Below are 15,935 nucleotides of genomic sequence, written 5' to 3'. Positions count from 1 at the left end.
TCAAACCAACAACAACCCAAAAAAGAAGCCGCTATCAATTCAATAGCCGCTAGCGCTCGCCCCCATTAACCGTAACGCCTGTTTTCCTAAAAAAACTCAAGCCGCAGCCCGCTCCACCAAAGGCGAATAAGCGTTACCAAACCGGTTCCCCAGAAAATCCCCCAACGCAATATCTTCCTGCCGCACAAACCCCTGCGCTGGCAACCGCCCGTTAGCCAGCAAATCCAGCACCGTGCAAATACCGGCCGCCGTGGTGATCTGGATCGCGCTGCGCAACACGCCACCGACCACGTGGCTGTAAACCTTGTGGGCGTAGGTCTCCTGCATCAGCCGGCCTTCGCGCTGTCCGCTCACAGTCACGAACACGATGACCACGTCCTGCATCGTCGTGGGCAGGGCGTTTTCCAGGATGTCTTTCAGAACGCCGCGGCGGTCGCGCAGGCGCAGGTCGTTGAGCAGCGCCTTCATGATGGCTGCGTGGCCGGGGTAGCGGATGGTCTTGTAGTTGAGGTTGGTGACCTTGCCCTGCAGCGTCTCGCACAGCGTGCCCAAGCCGCCTGAGGTGTTGAAGGCCTCGTAGGTCACGCCGTCGAGTGAGAACTCCTCGTGTTCGGCCAGCGGCGGCACCTGGCGCAGCACGCCTTCCACAATGGCTTCGCAGGGCTCGCAGTACTCGTTGATGACGCCGTCGGTGCTCCAGGTCAGGTTGTAGTTCAGCGCGTTCGACGGGTACTGGGGCAGGGCGCCCACGCGCATGCGCACGCTGTGCAGGCTGTCAAAACGCCGGCACAGGTCGGCCGCCACGATGGACACAAAACCCGGCGCCAGGCCGCATTGCGGGATCAGCGCCGAGCGCGCGGTACCGGCCAGCTCCCGCACGCGCCGCGTGCTGGCCACGTCTTCGGTCAGGTCCAGGTAATGCACACCGGCCGCCACGGCGGCCTCGGCAATCGATGTGGTGAGGTGAAACGGCGCTGCGCTGAGCACCGCAAACTGCCCTTCAAGCGCCGCGCGCAGGGCGGCGGGGTCGGTGACGTCCAGCACTATGACTTGAACTCCGCCGCTGGCCTTGATGCCTGCCAATGCGGCCTGCGATGCGTCTACCACCGTGACGGCATAGTCCTGGCTGGCGCCCAGCAGGGCGGCAATGGTTGAGCCGATTTTGCCTGCGCCTACGACCATGATTTTTTTCATATCAGCTCCTTTTATGGCCACTCCAAAGCGAGGGGCGTTGATTGATTGTGGAGTGCAGCACCGGCGGTTGGTAGTATCAATTTATACAAATAGAAGTGATAATTTAGGTAAATAGAAGGCCATAACCATCTATTTGACTATTCATCTCCACAACAGGGTGCAACCCACCCAGACGCATGAACCTTGACGCCATAGACCAGATACTGCTCAGCGAGTTGCGTGAAAACGCCCGTTGCCCGGTGGCCTTGCTCGCCCGCAAGGTGGGTTTGTCGCGCACGGCAGTGCAGGCCCGCATAGAGCGGCTGGAGCGCGACAAGGTCATCACCGGCTACGGCGTGCGCACCGGCGACGCGTATGAGCAGTCGCAGGTGGCCGCCCACGTGATGCTCACCGTCGGCCCCAAGCTCTCTGGCCCGGTCGAGGCGGCGCTGCGCAAGATCCCCGAGGTCCGCTCACTGCTCTCGGTCAGCGGCACCTTCGACATGATCGCCATCGTGCAGGCCGGCTCGATTGAACGGCTGGATGCACTGATCGACGGCATTGGCTTGCTCGATGGGGTCGAGCGCACCAATACCTCGGTGGTGCTGTCTACGCGCATTCGGCGCTGAGAACCCCTGGCGCTGGGCCAGAAAGGTGTGATTAGATCAATCCTGCCTTGACACTAAAACCAACGATCATGATCAGCATCGCCAGCACAATCCATCCCGCCCAGAAGGACCGACGAGCCTTCCTTTTTTGCACTGCCTTGAGTCGTTCCGTATCGGCCAGAGACTGGTTGATCTGCCCGAAAACAAGCGCAGCCTTTTCGTGAATATCTTCAAATTTCTCCGCCGCCTTGAGCATGTCGTCTTTGATGGCGGGGTCGGTCGCTTGTGTCGCGCGGGTACGCAGTGTCTGCGCAGCTTTGGCAAAACCGTCTGATTGCTCAATAGGAGGCATTGGTGAGAACCTGGTGGATGGGATGTTGAAATAGGTGAAGCCGGGCAACCCGTTCCGGCTTAAGTTTGTATTTGGCAGTCAGGGCCGTCCGGTCTCAGCCTCCTGAAGTCGGCAGGTAGCGACAGTTTAGAAGCAGCGAAGGCGCTGTTTGCCATGCGAGCAGGATGAAAAAGCTCAATTCGTCGCTTATGGGCAGAACAGTGATGCTGTCTGCTGCGCCTAATCGCTATAAATTTCATAGCTGCTTGCGCACGCTGGTATTTGGCTGCAGGGATTTTTACCTCTAAAAGTAGTGTTTTGGGGCTCGAAAAAGGTCGCTTGGTGGCCAAAAACAGGTGAAAAACGGCCTTTCAAACCGATTTCAAGCTTAAATCGGCTTCCCGCCCAATCAGAATCGGCGCGAGCAGCTATTGATTTGATAGCGAGTGTGGGCTCAAACCGCACCCGCCTGCCAAGGCGCATGCTTGCCCATCACGCCTTCGTACAGCGCGCTGGCTTCAAAGCGCGCGAGCCAGGCCTGCACCTGCGGCCAGGGTTGCGCGGCAAACCAGGCCGCATCGGTATGTGCAAACTGCCGCACAAACGGCAGCAACGCCATGTCGGCCAGGCTGGCATGTGTGCCGAAGAGCCAGCCGCCGGCCAGCACGGTTTCCAGCTGGCCCAGCCAACTTGCGCATGCAGCCCGATGTTCGTGGGCAAAGCCCGCGTTGTCGCCTGCAGATTCTTCGGGGTAGCGATTCGGGTATTTGTAGCGGTCCAGACTGCGCTTGAAGGCGCCGTCGTTGCCGGCAACCAGCGCGAGCATGTCATCGATGGATCCTTGCGGTGATGTGAGCCAGCCCTCGGGATCATTGCGCCGCAGCGCCCACAGCATCACGTCCAGGCTTTCATCAATGACTTCGCCGCCGGGCAGCACCAGCACAGGCACCGTGCCTTTGGGCGAAGCGGCCAGCATTTGTGCGGGCTTGTTCTTCAACACGACTTCACGCAACTCATAGGGCTCGCCGCTCACGGCCAGCGCCAGCCGGGCGCGCATGGCATACGGGCAACGGCGAAAGGAATACAGGACGGGCAGGGCGCTGTTCATGGCCTGAGACACCAGGTGCATCAAGTGCCGGATTGCCGCACGCCGATGTGCGCCGCATTGCGTGCTTCGGCCAGCTCGACCTGGCGCTGGCGCTCGCGGTAGCCGGCTTTCTGTTCTTCCGTCGTCTTTGCATGGCAGTGCGCGCAGCTCACGCCCAGCTCGTACAGCGGCGACTGGCGGTCTTCTTCGCTCAGCGGGTCGCGGCACGAGCGGCACAGCGTGAAGGCGCCGGGCTTGAGGCCATGGCCGACTGACACGCGCTCATCAAACACAAAACATTCGCCTTTCCAGGTGCTTTGCGCCTCGGGCACGGTTTCCAGGTACTTGAGGATGCCGCCTTCGAGGTGGTAGACCTCTTCAAAGCCTTTGGAGCGCAGCAGCGCGGTGGATTTTTCGCAGCGAATGCCACCGGTGCAGAACATCGCCACCTTCGGCTTTTTGCCGTCATGCGCCGCCAGCTTGCCGCCTTCAGCCATTTCGCGCTCCACCCAGCCGGGCAACTCTGAAAAGCTGCTGGTGTGCGGGTTGACGGCCCCGTGGAAGGTGCCGATAGACACCTCGTAGTCGTTGCGTGTATCGACCAGCACCACGCCCGGCTCGTTGATCAGCTGGTTCCATTCCTGCGGCTTGACGTATTCGCCCGCCATCAGCGCAGGGTGTACTTCCGGCACACCCATGGTGACGATCTCGCGCTTGAGCCGCACCTTCATCCGGTAGAACGGCATCGATTCAGCCCAGGCCTCCTTGTGCTCCAGCTTCGCCAGGCGCGGGTCACTGCGCAGATAGGCCAGCACGGCGCGCACACCTTCTTCAGGCCCGGCAATCGTGCCGTTAATGCCCTCTGCCGCAAGCAGCAGCGTGCCCTTGACACCATGGGCTTCGCAATGCGCCAGCAGCGGCGCCTGCAGCTCGGCGAAATCGGGCAGCTCAACGAACTGATAAAGGGCGGCGGTCAGGAAGTCAGGCATGAGAAAACAGGCGAAAAGCGAAAAGAAATGTGCGGTGGTTCAAAAAGAGGGCAAAGAGGGCAAAGAGGGCAAAGGCCGGAAAGCACAAAAAGACTCTAAATGGTGCGTACACGCGCTGAAATGGCGCACGCGCTCCCGGCCTCCATCGTAGCGGCTCGGGTTTAGCATTTTGTAACCCCGATTTTGTGACGGAAAGCGCCGAATTCAATGTTTTATGACTACGCTGGTAGACATTTTGTTGCAATGCAGCAAAATGACCGTGTACTTATTGATCTGGCGCAAACGCCTTCCTGGAAATCAACGCAGACGCAGACCTCGAACCGACCCCAGATGGCCCCACCACTTTTTGTCAAACCATGTCCAGAAGCATAAGCAGTCTTTGGCTTAAAAGCATGCGCCGTATGGGCAAGGCCCAGCAGGCGCAGGGCTTGCGGCTGTTTGAAAGCCTGCTGCCCAAGGTCACACCGGCGTTGCCTGCCACCACAACGCCGCGCAGACGCAGGCCCGGGGTCAAGCTGCTGAAACCGGTGGTTGTCCGGCCCGCCAAAAAAGCCCGCCGGCCCACGGCTGCACAGGCCCGCGCAGCAGCCGGTTTGCCCGGCACCTGGCGCAAGGCCTGGTTTACCTTGCCCGGGGACGGCTTGCTGACGGATTCCCGGCGCATGCTGTATTGGCTGTATCTTCCCGCCGCGGCCGCTACGGCCGCTACGGCCGCTACGGCCGCTACTGCCGCTACTGCCGGGGTTCCCGATGCCCCTGCGGCACCGCGCCCGCTGGTCGTCATGCTGCACGGCTGCCAGCAGACGGCGGCTGACTTTGCAGCGGGCAGCCGCATGAACGAGCTGGCCGAGCGCAAGGGTTTTGCTGTGCTCTACCCCCAGCAGTCCAGCGCGGCCGACGCCCACCGCTGCTGGCACTGGTACAAGCGGGCCACGCAAAACGGGGAGGGCGATGTGGGCGTGATCGCCGCCATGATTTCCCAGGTGCAGCAAAAACACGGGCTTGACGCTTCACGCACCTACGTGGCGGGCCTGTCGGCCGGCGCTGCTCTGGCGGCCATCGTGGCACTGCGCCACCCGGAGCTGATCGCGGCCGTGGGCATGCATTCCGCACCCGTGTTCGGCACCACCCATTCGCCCTTTAGCGCCTACCGGGCCATGCAACACGGCTCGGGCTCGTCTTACGATGCGGTGGCGCGCTTGTTTGCCAGCGCCCAGCCGGAGTTCCCGGGCATGCCGGCCATCCTGATCCATGGCGACAACGATGCCGTGGTGCGGCGGGTGAACGCGGAGCAGCTGGCCGAGCAGTTCGAAATCATCAACAACCCGGTCATTACCCAAAATGCGGCCCGCCTCGAGCCGGTGGTTCGCCGCTACCCCGAGCGCCGCAGCGGCAGGCGGCCACGCCATGCCTACCAGACGACGACCTGGTACGCCGGCCGCAAGCCGCAGCTGGTGAAGTGCGATGTAGACGGCCTGGGCCACGCCTGGAGCGGCGGAGACGCCAGCATGGAATTCAGCGAGCCCGAAGGCCCGGACGCCACGCTGATGATGTGGACGTTTTTTACCTACCACCGCCGCAATGCCGCCCCGGCCGCGGCAGAGCCTGGTGCGGCGAAGTAGTTGAGCCTGAATCCGCTATCAAATCAATAGCTGCTTGCGCTCGTTCCCTGAGGGCTGCAGCCTGTATTTACTTAAAACCATCAGCGCGGCAGCAGCCCCGCCATAAAGCCATCTACCGCATCGGTATAGCCGCCGGGCAGGCCCAGCGTGGTGTTGACCTGTTCGTGCGTCAGGTCTTGCGGCAGCACACTGGCCCGCGCGCCTTTGGCCGTCACCTTCGCGGCAAAGTCACGCGACTGTGCGCAGGGGTCATCTGCCCGTTGTGTCGAGCAGACCAGCAGCATGGGCGTGGCGTCAGCCGCCAGCACGCTGCTGGGCGACACAGTGCGCCAATAGGCCGGGTCGGCGCCAAACACGCGGTCGTAAAACCGCATGTGGCGCGCTTTCATGATGCGCTCAAGGTCCAGCGCGGCGCTGTCAAGCGCCACAGTGCCGAGCCACGGCCTGGCGCCTGACGTATAGGCCAATGCCGGCGAGGCACCCAGTAACGCCACCAGGTGTGCGCCCGCCGAATGCCCCATCAGAAAGACCTTGGCTGAATCGCCGCCCCACGAGGCCGCCATGGCCTGCGTTTTGGCCAGGGCGCTGGCCACATCGCGCGCCTGCACCAGCGGGTCAACCTGCGGCGACAGGCGATAGCCCACCGACACCAGGATGTAGCCCTTCTGTTTGACCCACCAGGCCACCTTGTTGTCGGTCACATTGGCCATCGCCTTGTTGCCCACCATCCAGGCGCCGCCGTGCACCATGACGATGACCGGTGCGTTGGCTGCCGGCTGCTGCGGCAGGTAGGCATCCATGCGCTGGCGCGGGTCTGTGCCGTAGGCGATGTCGGGGATTTGCCGCACCCCGGCCGGCACGGTGGACCTGGCGGTTTTTCTTGCCAGGCGGCCGCTGTCCTGCTGGGCAGCCACCGGCGCGGCGCAGAGAGCCGCGGTGAGCACGAGCGCAAGCATCTGCCAGGTCGGCCAGTGCGTGGGGAGGCGAGGGGCAAGGGACATGTCATGGCTCCAGTGGTATTGCGGCGGGCAGGCCGGACAGCATATCCGGCCCGCCTCTGACCTTGTGCGTCAACGATGGGTCAGGCATTCGGGTTGCGCGATGCGTAGTCGTCAGCCGGCCGGTTTGCGCGAGCCTTTTTTCGATGCCACAAAGGTCTCGATGTCGGCCAGCGAGATGGTGCCTGCATGGCTGGCGTCGATGGCGTCAAAGTTTTTGTACACCTTGGGCATTTTTGCCTGCGCTTCTTCGCGGGTCAGCTTGCCGTCCTTGTTGGTGTCGGCCGCCTCAAAGCGTTTTTGCAGTTCGGTGCGGGCTTTTTCCAGGCGGGCGGCGTTGGGTGCCTGGGCATGGGCTGCGGTGCCCAGCACAAGAAAGCCCACGAGGCTGACGATTGAAAGTGCGCGGAGGTTGAACGAGGGGGTCATGAGAGCGCTCCAAAAAAATGAAAGTGAAGGTTGAAATTTTGAAAACCGGATTTGATAAAAGGCCCAGGCCCACTCAACGCGACGGGCAGCTCATCGCCGCGCCGGCAGCGTCATAGCAGGTCGTGCTGCGGGTGACACCGGTGGCCTGGTTGTAGGAAGCCGTGCTTTGCACGCTGTTGCCGGTGGCGGCACTGGTGGCCGTGGTGTTGCGGCTGGCGTTGATGGCGCCGTCGGCGGTTTTGCTGCTGCTGCCGCTGCTTTGCACGCTGCCTTTGGTGCCGGTGGCGGCAAACTCTCCGCTGCGTTGTGCCGAGCCGTCCGCGCTGCGGCTGGCCTGGCCGGTGCGCACGGCGGTGGCGCCGTTGGGGCCTGTGGTGGAGGCACCGCCCACGGTACTGGCATTGCCCTGGCCGTCGGCGGTGGTGCTGCGGTTGCGCACCCGTGTGCCGCCTTGCGGGCCCTCGCGGGTGATCGCCCTGGTGGCGGTGGCGCTGCCGTCGGCGTGGGTGCGTACCACGTGGCGGCTGGCCGCTTCGGCGGGGGCGGCAAAACCTGCGGCCAGCAGGGTGCATGTCAGGGCGGTGGTCAGGGCAGTGGCGGAAAGCATGGTTTTCATGGTGAACTCCTTGAAGGTTGACGTTGAACGGTGAAGCGTCTTGAGGTTCCGGCCGCATCGCAGCGCCGTGATGTCACTGTGGCCGCCAGATGTGAGCCAGGCATGGCTGCAAGCGGCCTCTTGATGACAAGGCATGAACAAATCCCGGCTTTGTCATCGTTTGTCATGATTTGCCGGGCGGGTGGCCAGGCGCGGGCCGCTACCATGGGGCATCTTTATTGCGGCGGGGTGTTTTCTGATGGTTGTTTCCAGCGCGATTTTGCAGACAGGTCTTTCACGATGAGCGAGCCACTGGCCCGGGTCCTGGTGGTCGACGACGAGGCCGACCTGCGCAGCCTGCTGCAGCGTTACCTGAGCGACCAGGGTTACGCCGTGCGCACACTGGAAGACGCCAAAACCCTGGACACCCTGCTGGCGCGCGAGCGCTTCGACGTGCTGGTGCTCGATGTGATGATGCCGGGCGAAGACGGCCTGGCGGTGTGCCGCCGCCTGCGCGCGCAGGGCGAAACCATTCCCATCGTCATGCTCACTGCCCGCGGCGACCCGGTGGACCGCATCGTCGGGCTGGAAATGGGCGCCGACGACTACCTGCCCAAGCCTTTCAATCCGCGTGAGCTGCTGGCCCGCATCCAGGCGCTGGTGCGCCGCCAGCGCATGCTGGGCGCGCACAGCGGCCCGCTGCCCGGCCAGGGCACGGTGCAGTTTGGCGCCTTCACCTTAAAGCTGGAAGCACGCCGGCTGGAAAAAAACGGCGAAGACGTGCCACTCACCACCGGTGAATTCAGCCTGCTGCAGGCGCTGGCCCTGCACCCCAACCGGCCGCTGGGCCGCGACAGGCTGATCGAGCTGGCCTATGGCCGCGACCACGAAGCCACTGACCGCAGCATCGACGTGCAGGTCATGCGCCTGCGCAAGCTGGTGGAGGCCGACCCGTCGCAGCCGGCGCACATCCAGACCGTGTGGGGCGTGGGTTATGTGTTTGTGCCGGAAGGCGGTGCGGCAAAAAACGCCAAGGCGGGCAAGCCGTGAGGCTATTTCCATGAAGCTGTTTCCGCGCAGCCTGTTCGGCCGCAATGTGCTGCTGATCGTGGTGCTCATCGTGGTCGGCCAGCTGGCCAGTGCGCTGCTGGTGCGTCAGCTGATCATCAAACCGCGGCTGGCGCAACTTTCGGTGGCGGTGGCGCGCAATGTCAGCTCCATCCGCGCCGGCCTGGCCGCCATGCCACCCGCGCAGCGCGAGGCTTTTGTCGCGCAGTTCAACCGCCGCGCCATGCAGGGCATTGCCGATGACGACGAAATTGACAGCCGCGGCGAACGCCGGCTGCTGAGCCGGCTTGAGCGGCGCTTCGTCAATGAAGCCTCGCGCGGCATTGCGCTGGAAGGCGAGGGCTCTGAAATCATCTGGCGGCGCGAAGCCGGCGGCAGCCTGGCGGTGCGGCTGCGCCTGGACGGCGCCGACCATTGGGTCAACCTGCCCGGCGTACTGCCGGCGCGTGAATTCACCGGCGCCTGGGTCGTGACCTCGCTCGCCAGCGCCTTGCTGGCCTTGTTGGGCGCGCTGCTGATTCACCGCTACCTGAACCAGCCCCTGCGCCGCGTGATGGCTTCGGCGCACACACTGGCGGGCGGCACCAGCCCGCAGCCGCTGCCTGAAGACGGACCCACGGAAATCGCCGACCTGAGCCGCAGCTTCAACCAGATGGTGCGCAGCCTGGCCCAGGCCGACGACGAGCGAGCGCTGATGCTGGCCGGGGTGTCGCACGACCTGCGCACGCCGCTGACCAAGCTGCGCCTGGGCATCGAGATCCTGCGCGACAAGGCCGAAAAAGCCGGTCAAGGCGACGATGAGCTGATGGCCCGCATGACACGCGGCGTGGAAGAAATGGACGCCATCATCAGCCAGTTCCTGGACTTTGCCCGCAGCACCGAAAGCGAAGCGCTGGCGCCGGTGGCGCTGGATGTGCTGGCGGCTGAGGTGGCGGCCGCCTCGGCCGGGCACGGCATGCCGGTGGCGCTGCAGGGTGGCAACCCGCCGCCCGTGTCCTTGCGCCCGCGTGCGATGCGCCGCGTGCTCACCAACCTGGTTGAAAACGCCTGGCGCCACGGCCTGCCGCCGGTCACGATGGCCACCGGCGTGCAAGGCGACTCGGTCTGGTTAGAGGTGACTGACCATGGTGCCGGCATTGACGCAGCGCAGGCCGAGGCCTTGAAGCAACCCTTTCGCCGCGCTGAAAGCACACGCACCGGCCCGCCCGGCGCAGGGCTGGGCCTGGCCATCGTGGACCGCATCGTGCGCGCGCATGGCGGAAAGTTTGAACTGCTACCTGCTGGCGGCGGCGGCCTCTGCGCCCGGATCACGCTGCCGCGGGCCTGAAACACCCCAAAAAAAGGCCTCGAAAGGCCTTTTTTGAGTGTCAAAACGGGCTGCAGGCCAATAGGGACGAGCGCAAGCAGCTATTGATTTGATAGCGATTGCTGCGGCTTCAGCCGAACTGCACCAGGTTGAGAATGGGCAGCGGGCCGCCGGGGAACTGCGCCAGGCGTCCACCCACGGCCAAAGCGCCGAGGTCGATTCCCGAGAACCCGAGCTGGCTGATCAGCGCCGCCACGGTCGCCTTTGCCTTGGCGTCGTCGCCTGAGAAAAACAGCACGCGTTTGCCGCCCTGGTCGGCAGGGTCTGTGGCCAGCAGCTGGGCGACCAGGTGGTTAAAGGCCTTCACCACGCGCGCGCCGGGCACCAGCTCGGCAAACACTTCGCTGGAGGCTCGGCCGTTCAACTCAACGGGCCGCAGAGGAGGGCCTTCGACCGCGTTGTTGGCGTCAATGACGACACGGCCGCCAAAGTTGGGCAAACCGGCCAGCGCTTCAGGCAGGCGGCCCCAGTTGACGGCCACCAGCACGATGTCTTTTGTGGCGGCTTCCTTGACGGTGCCGGCGTGGATGGTGGGGCCGAGTTCGCGCACGATGTCTTTGAGCGAGTCCGGGCCGCGGCTGTTGGACAGCGTGGCATGGATGCCCTGGCGGGCCAGGGTTTTGGCAAATGCCGTGCCGATGGCGCCGGCACCGACGATCCCGATGCTGGGGGTGCTGGATGGGGTTGAGGGGGTAGACATAAATTCACTCCTGGGTTGTTGATGGGTGAATGATGGGTTTTTGATTGCCTTTTGATAAGCCGGCAATTGATTGAATTATTTTCAATCATTGCTTTAAGATGGGGAAATGGAAACCCTGGCCAACCTCGAATCGTTTGTGCGCAGCGCCGAAGGCCGCAGCTTTTCTGAGGCGGCACGGCGCCTGGCCCTGACGCCTGCCGCCGTCAGCCGCAACGTCGCCATGCTGGAGCGAAACCTGGGCGTGCGGCTGTTTCAGCGCTCGACCCGCAAACTCACGCTGACCGAAGCCGGGGAACGCTTCCTGGTCTCGATTGGCGGCAACCTCGACGCGCTGCAATCCGCCATCGCGGCCGTTTCCAGCGACAGCGGCACTCCCGCAGGTCAGCTTAAGGTCAGCATGTCGCCCACCTTCGGCACCGAGTACATCGTGCCTTTGCTGCCGGGTTTTCTGGCCCGCTATCCCCTGGTTCGCCCCGACTGGCACTTTGAGAACCGGCCGGTTGACCTGATCGCCGAAGGGTATGACGCGGCCATTGGCGGCAGCTTTGAGCTGTCTCCGGGCGTAGTGTCGCGCGCCTTGGCCCCGATTCACCTGGTCGCAGTGGCGTCACCCGCCTATATGGCCGCCCATCAAGCCCCAGCCGACCCTGCGGGCCTGGCGGCGCTCAACGGCATCGCCCTGCGATCCAGCGCAACGGGCCGGGTGCGCCAGTGGGTCATGCGCGATGGGGCGGGTGTGGAAGTTCCGGCAAGCCTCACCGAGTCGGTCGTCGTGAACGACCCGACGGCCATGCGCGCCGCAGCGTTGCTGGGCCTGGGTGTGGCGTTGCTGGGCGTGCCCGACGTACTGCCCGCGCTGGAACGCGGTGAACTCGTCAGGGTGCTGCCGCAGTGGTATGTCGATGCCGGCGCGATCTCGATTTACTACGCCACGCGCAGCCAGATGCCTGCCAAGACGCGCGTGTTTATCGACTTCGTCGTCGAGGCTTTCGAGCGTGACCAGCTGGCCCGGCGCTTTGCCGGCGGCCCCGCGTAGACCGCGGAAAGGTTCCCAAGAGGCCCGGTCGCCGGCAAGGGCGGCAGACTTCACCCACAATTCCTTTTTCCTCTTCCGTTTCCGTATCTGCATCTCACCGAAGGCAAAGACACCCATGACCCAATCCCTCAAAGTCGCCGTGATGGGCGCAGGCGCTGTTGGTTGTTATTACGGCGGTATGCTGGCCCGTGCCGGGCTTGACGTGGTGCTAATCGCCCGGCCCCGGCATGCTGACGCCATCCAGAGTGACGGCCTGCACATGGAAACCCGCACTTTCGACGAACACGTGCGCCTGGCCGCCAGCAGCGAACCCGCCGGCGTTGAGGGGGCTGACCTGGTGCTGTTTTGCGTGAAATCCACCGACACCGAAGCGGCCGGTGCATTGATACGGCCGCACCTGGCGCCTGATGCGCTGGTGCTGTGCCTGCAAAACGGCGTGGACAACGCCGACCGCCTGCGCACCGTGCTGCCGCAGCATGCAGTGGCTGCCGCCGTGGTGTACGTGGCCACCGAAATGGCAGGCCCCGGCCACGTCAGGCACCACGGCCGCGGCGAACTGGTGATCGAGCCGGCCAGCCGGAGCGAGGCCGTGGCCCAGGCCTTCATCGCAGCCGGTGTGCCGGTTGAAATCTCCAGCAACGTGCGCGGCGCACTGTGGGCCAAGCTCATCCTCAACTGCGCCTACAACGCGGTCTCGGCCATCGCGCAGCTGCCGTACGGTAAAACCGTGCAGGGCGAGGGCGTGAAAGACGTCATGCGCGACGTGGTGGCCGAATGCCTGGCCGTGGCGGAGGCCGAAGGCGTGCGGGTGCAGGGCGACATGCATCTGGCCGTGGACAAACTGGCCGGCAGCATGCCCAACCAGTTTTCATCCACCGCACAAGACCTGGCGCGCGGCAAACCCACCGAAATCGACTACCTCAACGGGCTGGTGGTCAGGCGCGGTGAGGCGCTGGGTGTTGCAACGCCGGCGAACCGGGTGTTGTGGGCCTTGGTGAAGCTGATGGAAGGCAAGTGAAGAGCCCGGGTGCTGCCGGTCAGGCGCGTTGTGGCGCCAGTGTCTTGGTGTAAAGCGACGCGCCGGCCAGGTCTTTCAAGGTGACCGTCATGGCCCTGGTTTTGGCATCAATGTCGACCTGCCCAAAAAACTGCATGCCGTTGGTGGGTGGCGCGTTCACTTCGGTGGGGGCCTTCTGGTACATCACCTGCATGCCGAAGGTGGCGTCGGTTTTGTTGGGCCCAAATCCACCGGCATTGAGCGGGCCCGACACAAACTCCCAGAATGGTGAAAAATCGTTGAACCTGGCCTTGGCCGGGTCGAAATAATGCGCGGCGGTGTAGTGAACATCGGCAGTCAGCCACACCACATTCTTGATGCCGGCACGCTTGATCTCGCGCAGCAGGCGCGCAGTTTCGATTTCGCGGCCCAGAGGTGCGCCATCGTCACCGTTGGCGATGGCTTCCCAGCGGCTGCGGCCGTCGCTGTCTTTGCCATCGTCCACATGCAGGCCGATGGGCATGTCGGCGGCGATCACTTTCCAGACCGATTTTGAGCGCTTGAGTCCGTCCAGCAGCCAGGCAATTTGAGGGCGGCCCATAAAGGCGCTTTCTTCGGTTTCGCTGGTTTGCAGGTTATGGCTGTTGGGGCCGCGATAGCTGCGCATGTCGACCACAAACATGTCCAGCAGGGGGCCTTGGGGCAAATGGCGGTACACACGCTCACTCTCCACGTCGGCGGTACGGCGTAGGGGCGCAAATTCATGAAAGGCCCTGGTGGCGCGCGCCACCAGCAAGGGCACATTCTTTTCCGTGTAACGCTTGTCAGCACCGAAGTCTTTGGAGTCCGACCAGTTGTTGGCCACCTCGTGGTCGTCCCATTGCCAGATTTGCGGCACTTCAGCTGCCATGCGGCGCACATTGGCGTCCATCAGGTTGTAGCGATAGCGGCCGCGGTACTCATTGAGCGTTTCCGCGACCTTGCTGACCTCTTCGGTGACCACGTTGTTCCAGAGGGAACCATCAGCGAGCTTGACCTGCGCCGTGATGGGGCCGTCGGCGTAAATCGTGTCGCCACAATGCAGGAAGAAGTCGGGGTTGACCTTTCGCATCTGCTCGTAGATTTTCATGCCGCCCCATGCCTCGTTGATGCCCCAACCTTGCCCGGCCGTATCGCCACTCCAAGTAAAGCGCACGTCGCGTACAGCCTTGGCCCCTGCGCCGGCAGGCAGACGCAGGTGGCCGGCCACGGCTTCAGACAGCACACGTTCGTTATGCAGGTCTTGCAATACCACCCGGTAGAAGATTTCCTGGCCCGCCGGCAGGCCCGTCAGGTCCACGCGCCCGGTGAAGTCGGTGTCCTCCATCAGGTAAGGGCCCCGCACGCGCGTGGCATTGGTAAAACTGGCGGTCGTTGCCCACTCCAGCCAAAGGCGTGAAGGCCGGTCGCTTCGGGTCCATATCACCGCGCCGTCCGCTTTTGGATCGCCGCTTTGAATTCCGTGGGCCATTTGGGGCCGCATGGCTTCGCGCGTGATGAGGGCAGGGGCTGACTGCGCCTTGGCGAGGCGGGGAAGCACCATGGCCGAGCCTCCCAACACGGCAGCAGTTGAATTAACAAATTGTCGGCGATCCATGGGTTTCTCCAGAAAAAGTAGTGGCGTTGGAGCGCCTATTCTTTTGGAAGGACATGTCAGCCTCATGAATCAGCTGGCCGCCGAAAAGCTGTGGTGCTGCCAGGTGCGGATCGCCCAAGCCAGCGCCTGGGTTTGCCAGGTCATGTACCGGTTGGCACCAAAATATTTGCCAACGGTGTTGAAATGCACAAATTTGGGGCGGCGCAGTGCTTCCTCAGGGCCTCCGGGGGCCGGCAAGGCCGGATTCGCGGTGTTTTGTTGGCGGCACGGTATGTGCTTGCATCCATCAGGTCAGGCTGACGAAGGCCTGCGCAGGGTGCAGCGAGTTTCGCGGTGCCCAATCGATCTGAATGGATAACGGCGTCCACTTCGGTCTTCATCTTTTGTTGAAGATCCGAGGTGGTTTTTTTTTGGCAAAACAGGACTTAGAGGGATCGTATGGCTTATTTAGTGCCTTCGGAATTTGTGACCAAGATGGTGGATGCGGGTGAATCCAAAATCTTCATGTCCACCCGCGACACCGTTATCCGGGCCTACATGGCTGGTGCCATCCTGGCCCTGGCGGCCTGGTTCGCTGTCACCATCAACGTGCAGACCGGCCAGCCCCTGCTGGGCGCCGTGCTGTTCCCGGTGGGGTTCGTCATGCTGTACCTGTTCGGCTTTGACTTGCTGACCGGCGTGTTCGTGCTGTGCCCGCTGGCGCTGATCGACAAGCGTCCCGGCGTCACGGTCAAGGGCGTTTTGCGCAACTGGGGCCTGGTGTTCACCGGCAACTTCCTGGGCGCCTTCACGGTGGCCGTGATGATGGCGATCTACGTCACCAACGGCTTTTCCACCGAGCCCAACGCCGTCGGTAAGGCCCTCGGCGTGATCGGCGAGAACCGCACGCTGGGCTACCAGAAATTCGGCGCCAACGGCATGCTCACCCTCTTCGTGCGCGGCATGCTGTGCAACTGGATGGTGTCGGCCGGCGTGGTCGGTGCGATGATCTCCACCCAGGTCAGCGGCAAGGTGATCGCGATGTGGATGCCCATCATGCTGTTCTTCTACATGGTGTTTGAGCACTCGATCGTGAACATGTTCCTGTTCCCGTCCGGCCTGCTGCTGGGCGCGCACTTCACCATCATGGACTACCTGATCTGGAACGAAATCCCGACGGTGCTGGGTAACCTGGTGGGCGGCCTGGCCTTCACCGGCTTAACGCTGTACGCCACGCACATTAAAACCGGACCATCACGTTCCTTTAAATAATCCGCCTCAAAACAAAAGCCCCCGCGCATCTTGCATGCGCGGGGGCTTT

At 63.3% G+C, this 15,935-nt stretch carries 16 protein-coding genes; 7 read left to right on the top strand and 9 right to left on the bottom strand.

Going from position 1 to position 15,935, the window contains the following annotated elements:
- Positions 1-96: 96 nt before the first annotated feature.
- Positions 97-1,194: a saccharopine dehydrogenase family protein gene (locus AC1DYR_RS10360; RefSeq protein WP_477705035.1), complete on the bottom strand. Its 1,098-nt coding sequence runs from the start codon at positions 1,192-1,194 to the stop codon at positions 97-99.
- A 176-nt stretch (positions 1,195-1,370) separates the two neighbouring features.
- Here AC1DYR_RS10360 and AC1DYR_RS10355 point away from each other — a divergent pair, with 176 nt between their 5' ends.
- Positions 1,371-1,802 (top strand): Lrp/AsnC family transcriptional regulator, encoded by a 432-nt coding sequence (locus tag AC1DYR_RS10355; RefSeq protein WP_477705034.1) that lies wholly within the window; start codon positions 1,371-1,373, stop codon positions 1,800-1,802.
- 31 nt (positions 1,803-1,833) lie between these two features.
- On the opposite strand, the gene AC1DYR_RS10350 is transcribed toward AC1DYR_RS10355, so the two are convergent.
- From AC1DYR_RS10350 to trhO, 3 genes are all read right to left on the bottom strand, one after another.
- Positions 1,834-2,133, bottom strand: a complete 300-nt coding sequence (locus AC1DYR_RS10350) for a hypothetical protein (protein ID WP_477705033.1) — start codon at positions 2,131-2,133, stop codon at positions 1,834-1,836.
- A gap of 433 nt (positions 2,134-2,566) precedes the next feature.
- Positions 2,567-3,220: a glutathione S-transferase gene (locus AC1DYR_RS10345; RefSeq protein WP_477705032.1), complete on the bottom strand. Its 654-nt coding sequence runs from the start codon at positions 3,218-3,220 to the stop codon at positions 2,567-2,569.
- 20 nt (positions 3,221-3,240) lie between these two features.
- The gene (gene trhO, locus AC1DYR_RS10340) at positions 3,241-4,188 is read right to left on the bottom strand and encodes an oxygen-dependent tRNA uridine(34) hydroxylase TrhO (protein WP_477705031.1); all 948 of its coding nucleotides are present in this window, start codon (positions 4,186-4,188) and stop codon (positions 3,241-3,243) included.
- 356 nt (positions 4,189-4,544) lie between these two features.
- Between trhO and AC1DYR_RS10335 the strand changes: the two genes are divergently transcribed.
- Complete coding sequence (locus tag AC1DYR_RS10335; protein ID WP_477705030.1) at positions 4,545-5,810, top strand: extracellular catalytic domain type 1 short-chain-length polyhydroxyalkanoate depolymerase; 1,266 nt, start codon at positions 4,545-4,547, stop codon at positions 5,808-5,810.
- A gap of 80 nt (positions 5,811-5,890) precedes the next feature.
- Here AC1DYR_RS10335 and AC1DYR_RS10330 read toward each other — a convergent pair whose 3' ends face one another.
- The 3 genes from AC1DYR_RS10330 to AC1DYR_RS10320 all read right to left on the bottom strand — a co-directional run bounded on the left by AC1DYR_RS10330 (position 5,891) and on the right by AC1DYR_RS10320 (position 7,853).
- A complete protein-coding gene (locus AC1DYR_RS10330; RefSeq protein ID WP_477705029.1) occupies positions 5,891-6,811 on the bottom strand; it encodes an alpha/beta hydrolase in 921 nt (306 codons plus the stop codon).
- A 111-nt stretch (positions 6,812-6,922) separates the two neighbouring features.
- A complete protein-coding gene (locus AC1DYR_RS10325; RefSeq protein ID WP_477705028.1) occupies positions 6,923-7,237 on the bottom strand; it encodes an EF-hand domain-containing protein in 315 nt (104 codons plus the stop codon).
- Between the two features lie 73 nt (positions 7,238-7,310).
- Positions 7,311-7,853: a hypothetical protein gene (locus AC1DYR_RS10320; RefSeq protein ID WP_477705027.1), complete on the bottom strand. Its 543-nt coding sequence runs from the start codon at positions 7,851-7,853 to the stop codon at positions 7,311-7,313.
- Between the two features lie 279 nt (positions 7,854-8,132).
- Here AC1DYR_RS10320 and ompR point away from each other — a divergent pair, with 279 nt between their 5' ends.
- Together ompR and AC1DYR_RS10310 are read left to right on the top strand one after the other, a co-directional pair.
- A complete protein-coding gene (ompR, locus tag AC1DYR_RS10315) occupies positions 8,133-8,882 on the top strand; it encodes an osmolarity response regulator transcription factor OmpR (RefSeq protein ID WP_477705026.1) in 750 nt (249 codons plus the stop codon).
- A gap of 10 nt (positions 8,883-8,892) precedes the next feature.
- Entirely contained in the window at positions 8,893-10,227 is a 1,335-nt protein-coding gene (locus tag AC1DYR_RS10310) for an ATP-binding protein (RefSeq protein WP_477705025.1), read from the top strand.
- 109 nt (positions 10,228-10,336) lie between these two features.
- Here AC1DYR_RS10310 and AC1DYR_RS10305 read toward each other — a convergent pair whose 3' ends face one another.
- Complete coding sequence (locus AC1DYR_RS10305) at positions 10,337-10,966, bottom strand: NADPH-dependent F420 reductase (protein WP_457280780.1); 630 nt, start codon at positions 10,964-10,966, stop codon at positions 10,337-10,339.
- A 106-nt stretch (positions 10,967-11,072) separates the two neighbouring features.
- On the opposite strand from AC1DYR_RS10305, the gene AC1DYR_RS10300 reads away from it, so the two are divergent.
- Both AC1DYR_RS10300 and AC1DYR_RS10295 read left to right on the top strand, forming a co-directional pair.
- On the top strand, positions 11,073-12,002 hold the full coding sequence (locus AC1DYR_RS10300) for a LysR family transcriptional regulator (protein WP_477705024.1): 930 nt from the start codon (positions 11,073-11,075) through the stop codon (positions 12,000-12,002).
- Positions 12,003-12,117: 115 nt separating this feature from the next.
- The gene (locus AC1DYR_RS10295; protein ID WP_477705023.1) at positions 12,118-13,020 is read left to right on the top strand and encodes a ketopantoate reductase family protein; all 903 of its coding nucleotides are present in this window, start codon (positions 12,118-12,120) and stop codon (positions 13,018-13,020) included.
- 19 nt (positions 13,021-13,039) lie between these two features.
- On the opposite strand, the gene AC1DYR_RS10290 is transcribed toward AC1DYR_RS10295, so the two are convergent.
- Positions 13,040-14,635: an alkaline phosphatase D family protein gene (locus tag AC1DYR_RS10290; protein WP_477705022.1), complete on the bottom strand. Its 1,596-nt coding sequence runs from the start codon at positions 14,633-14,635 to the stop codon at positions 13,040-13,042.
- 438 nt (positions 14,636-15,073) lie between these two features.
- Here AC1DYR_RS10290 and AC1DYR_RS10285 point away from each other — a divergent pair, with 438 nt between their 5' ends.
- Positions 15,074-15,886 (top strand): formate/nitrite transporter family protein, encoded by an 813-nt coding sequence (locus AC1DYR_RS10285; RefSeq protein WP_477705021.1) that lies wholly within the window; start codon positions 15,074-15,076, stop codon positions 15,884-15,886.
- The last annotated feature ends 49 nt before the right edge of the window (positions 15,887-15,935 follow it).

It is taken from the genome of Polaromonas sp. P1_F9, assembly GCF_056405615.1.
The sequence above is the reverse complement of the archived record's forward strand: the minus strand, read 5'-3'. Positions and strand labels throughout refer to the sequence as shown.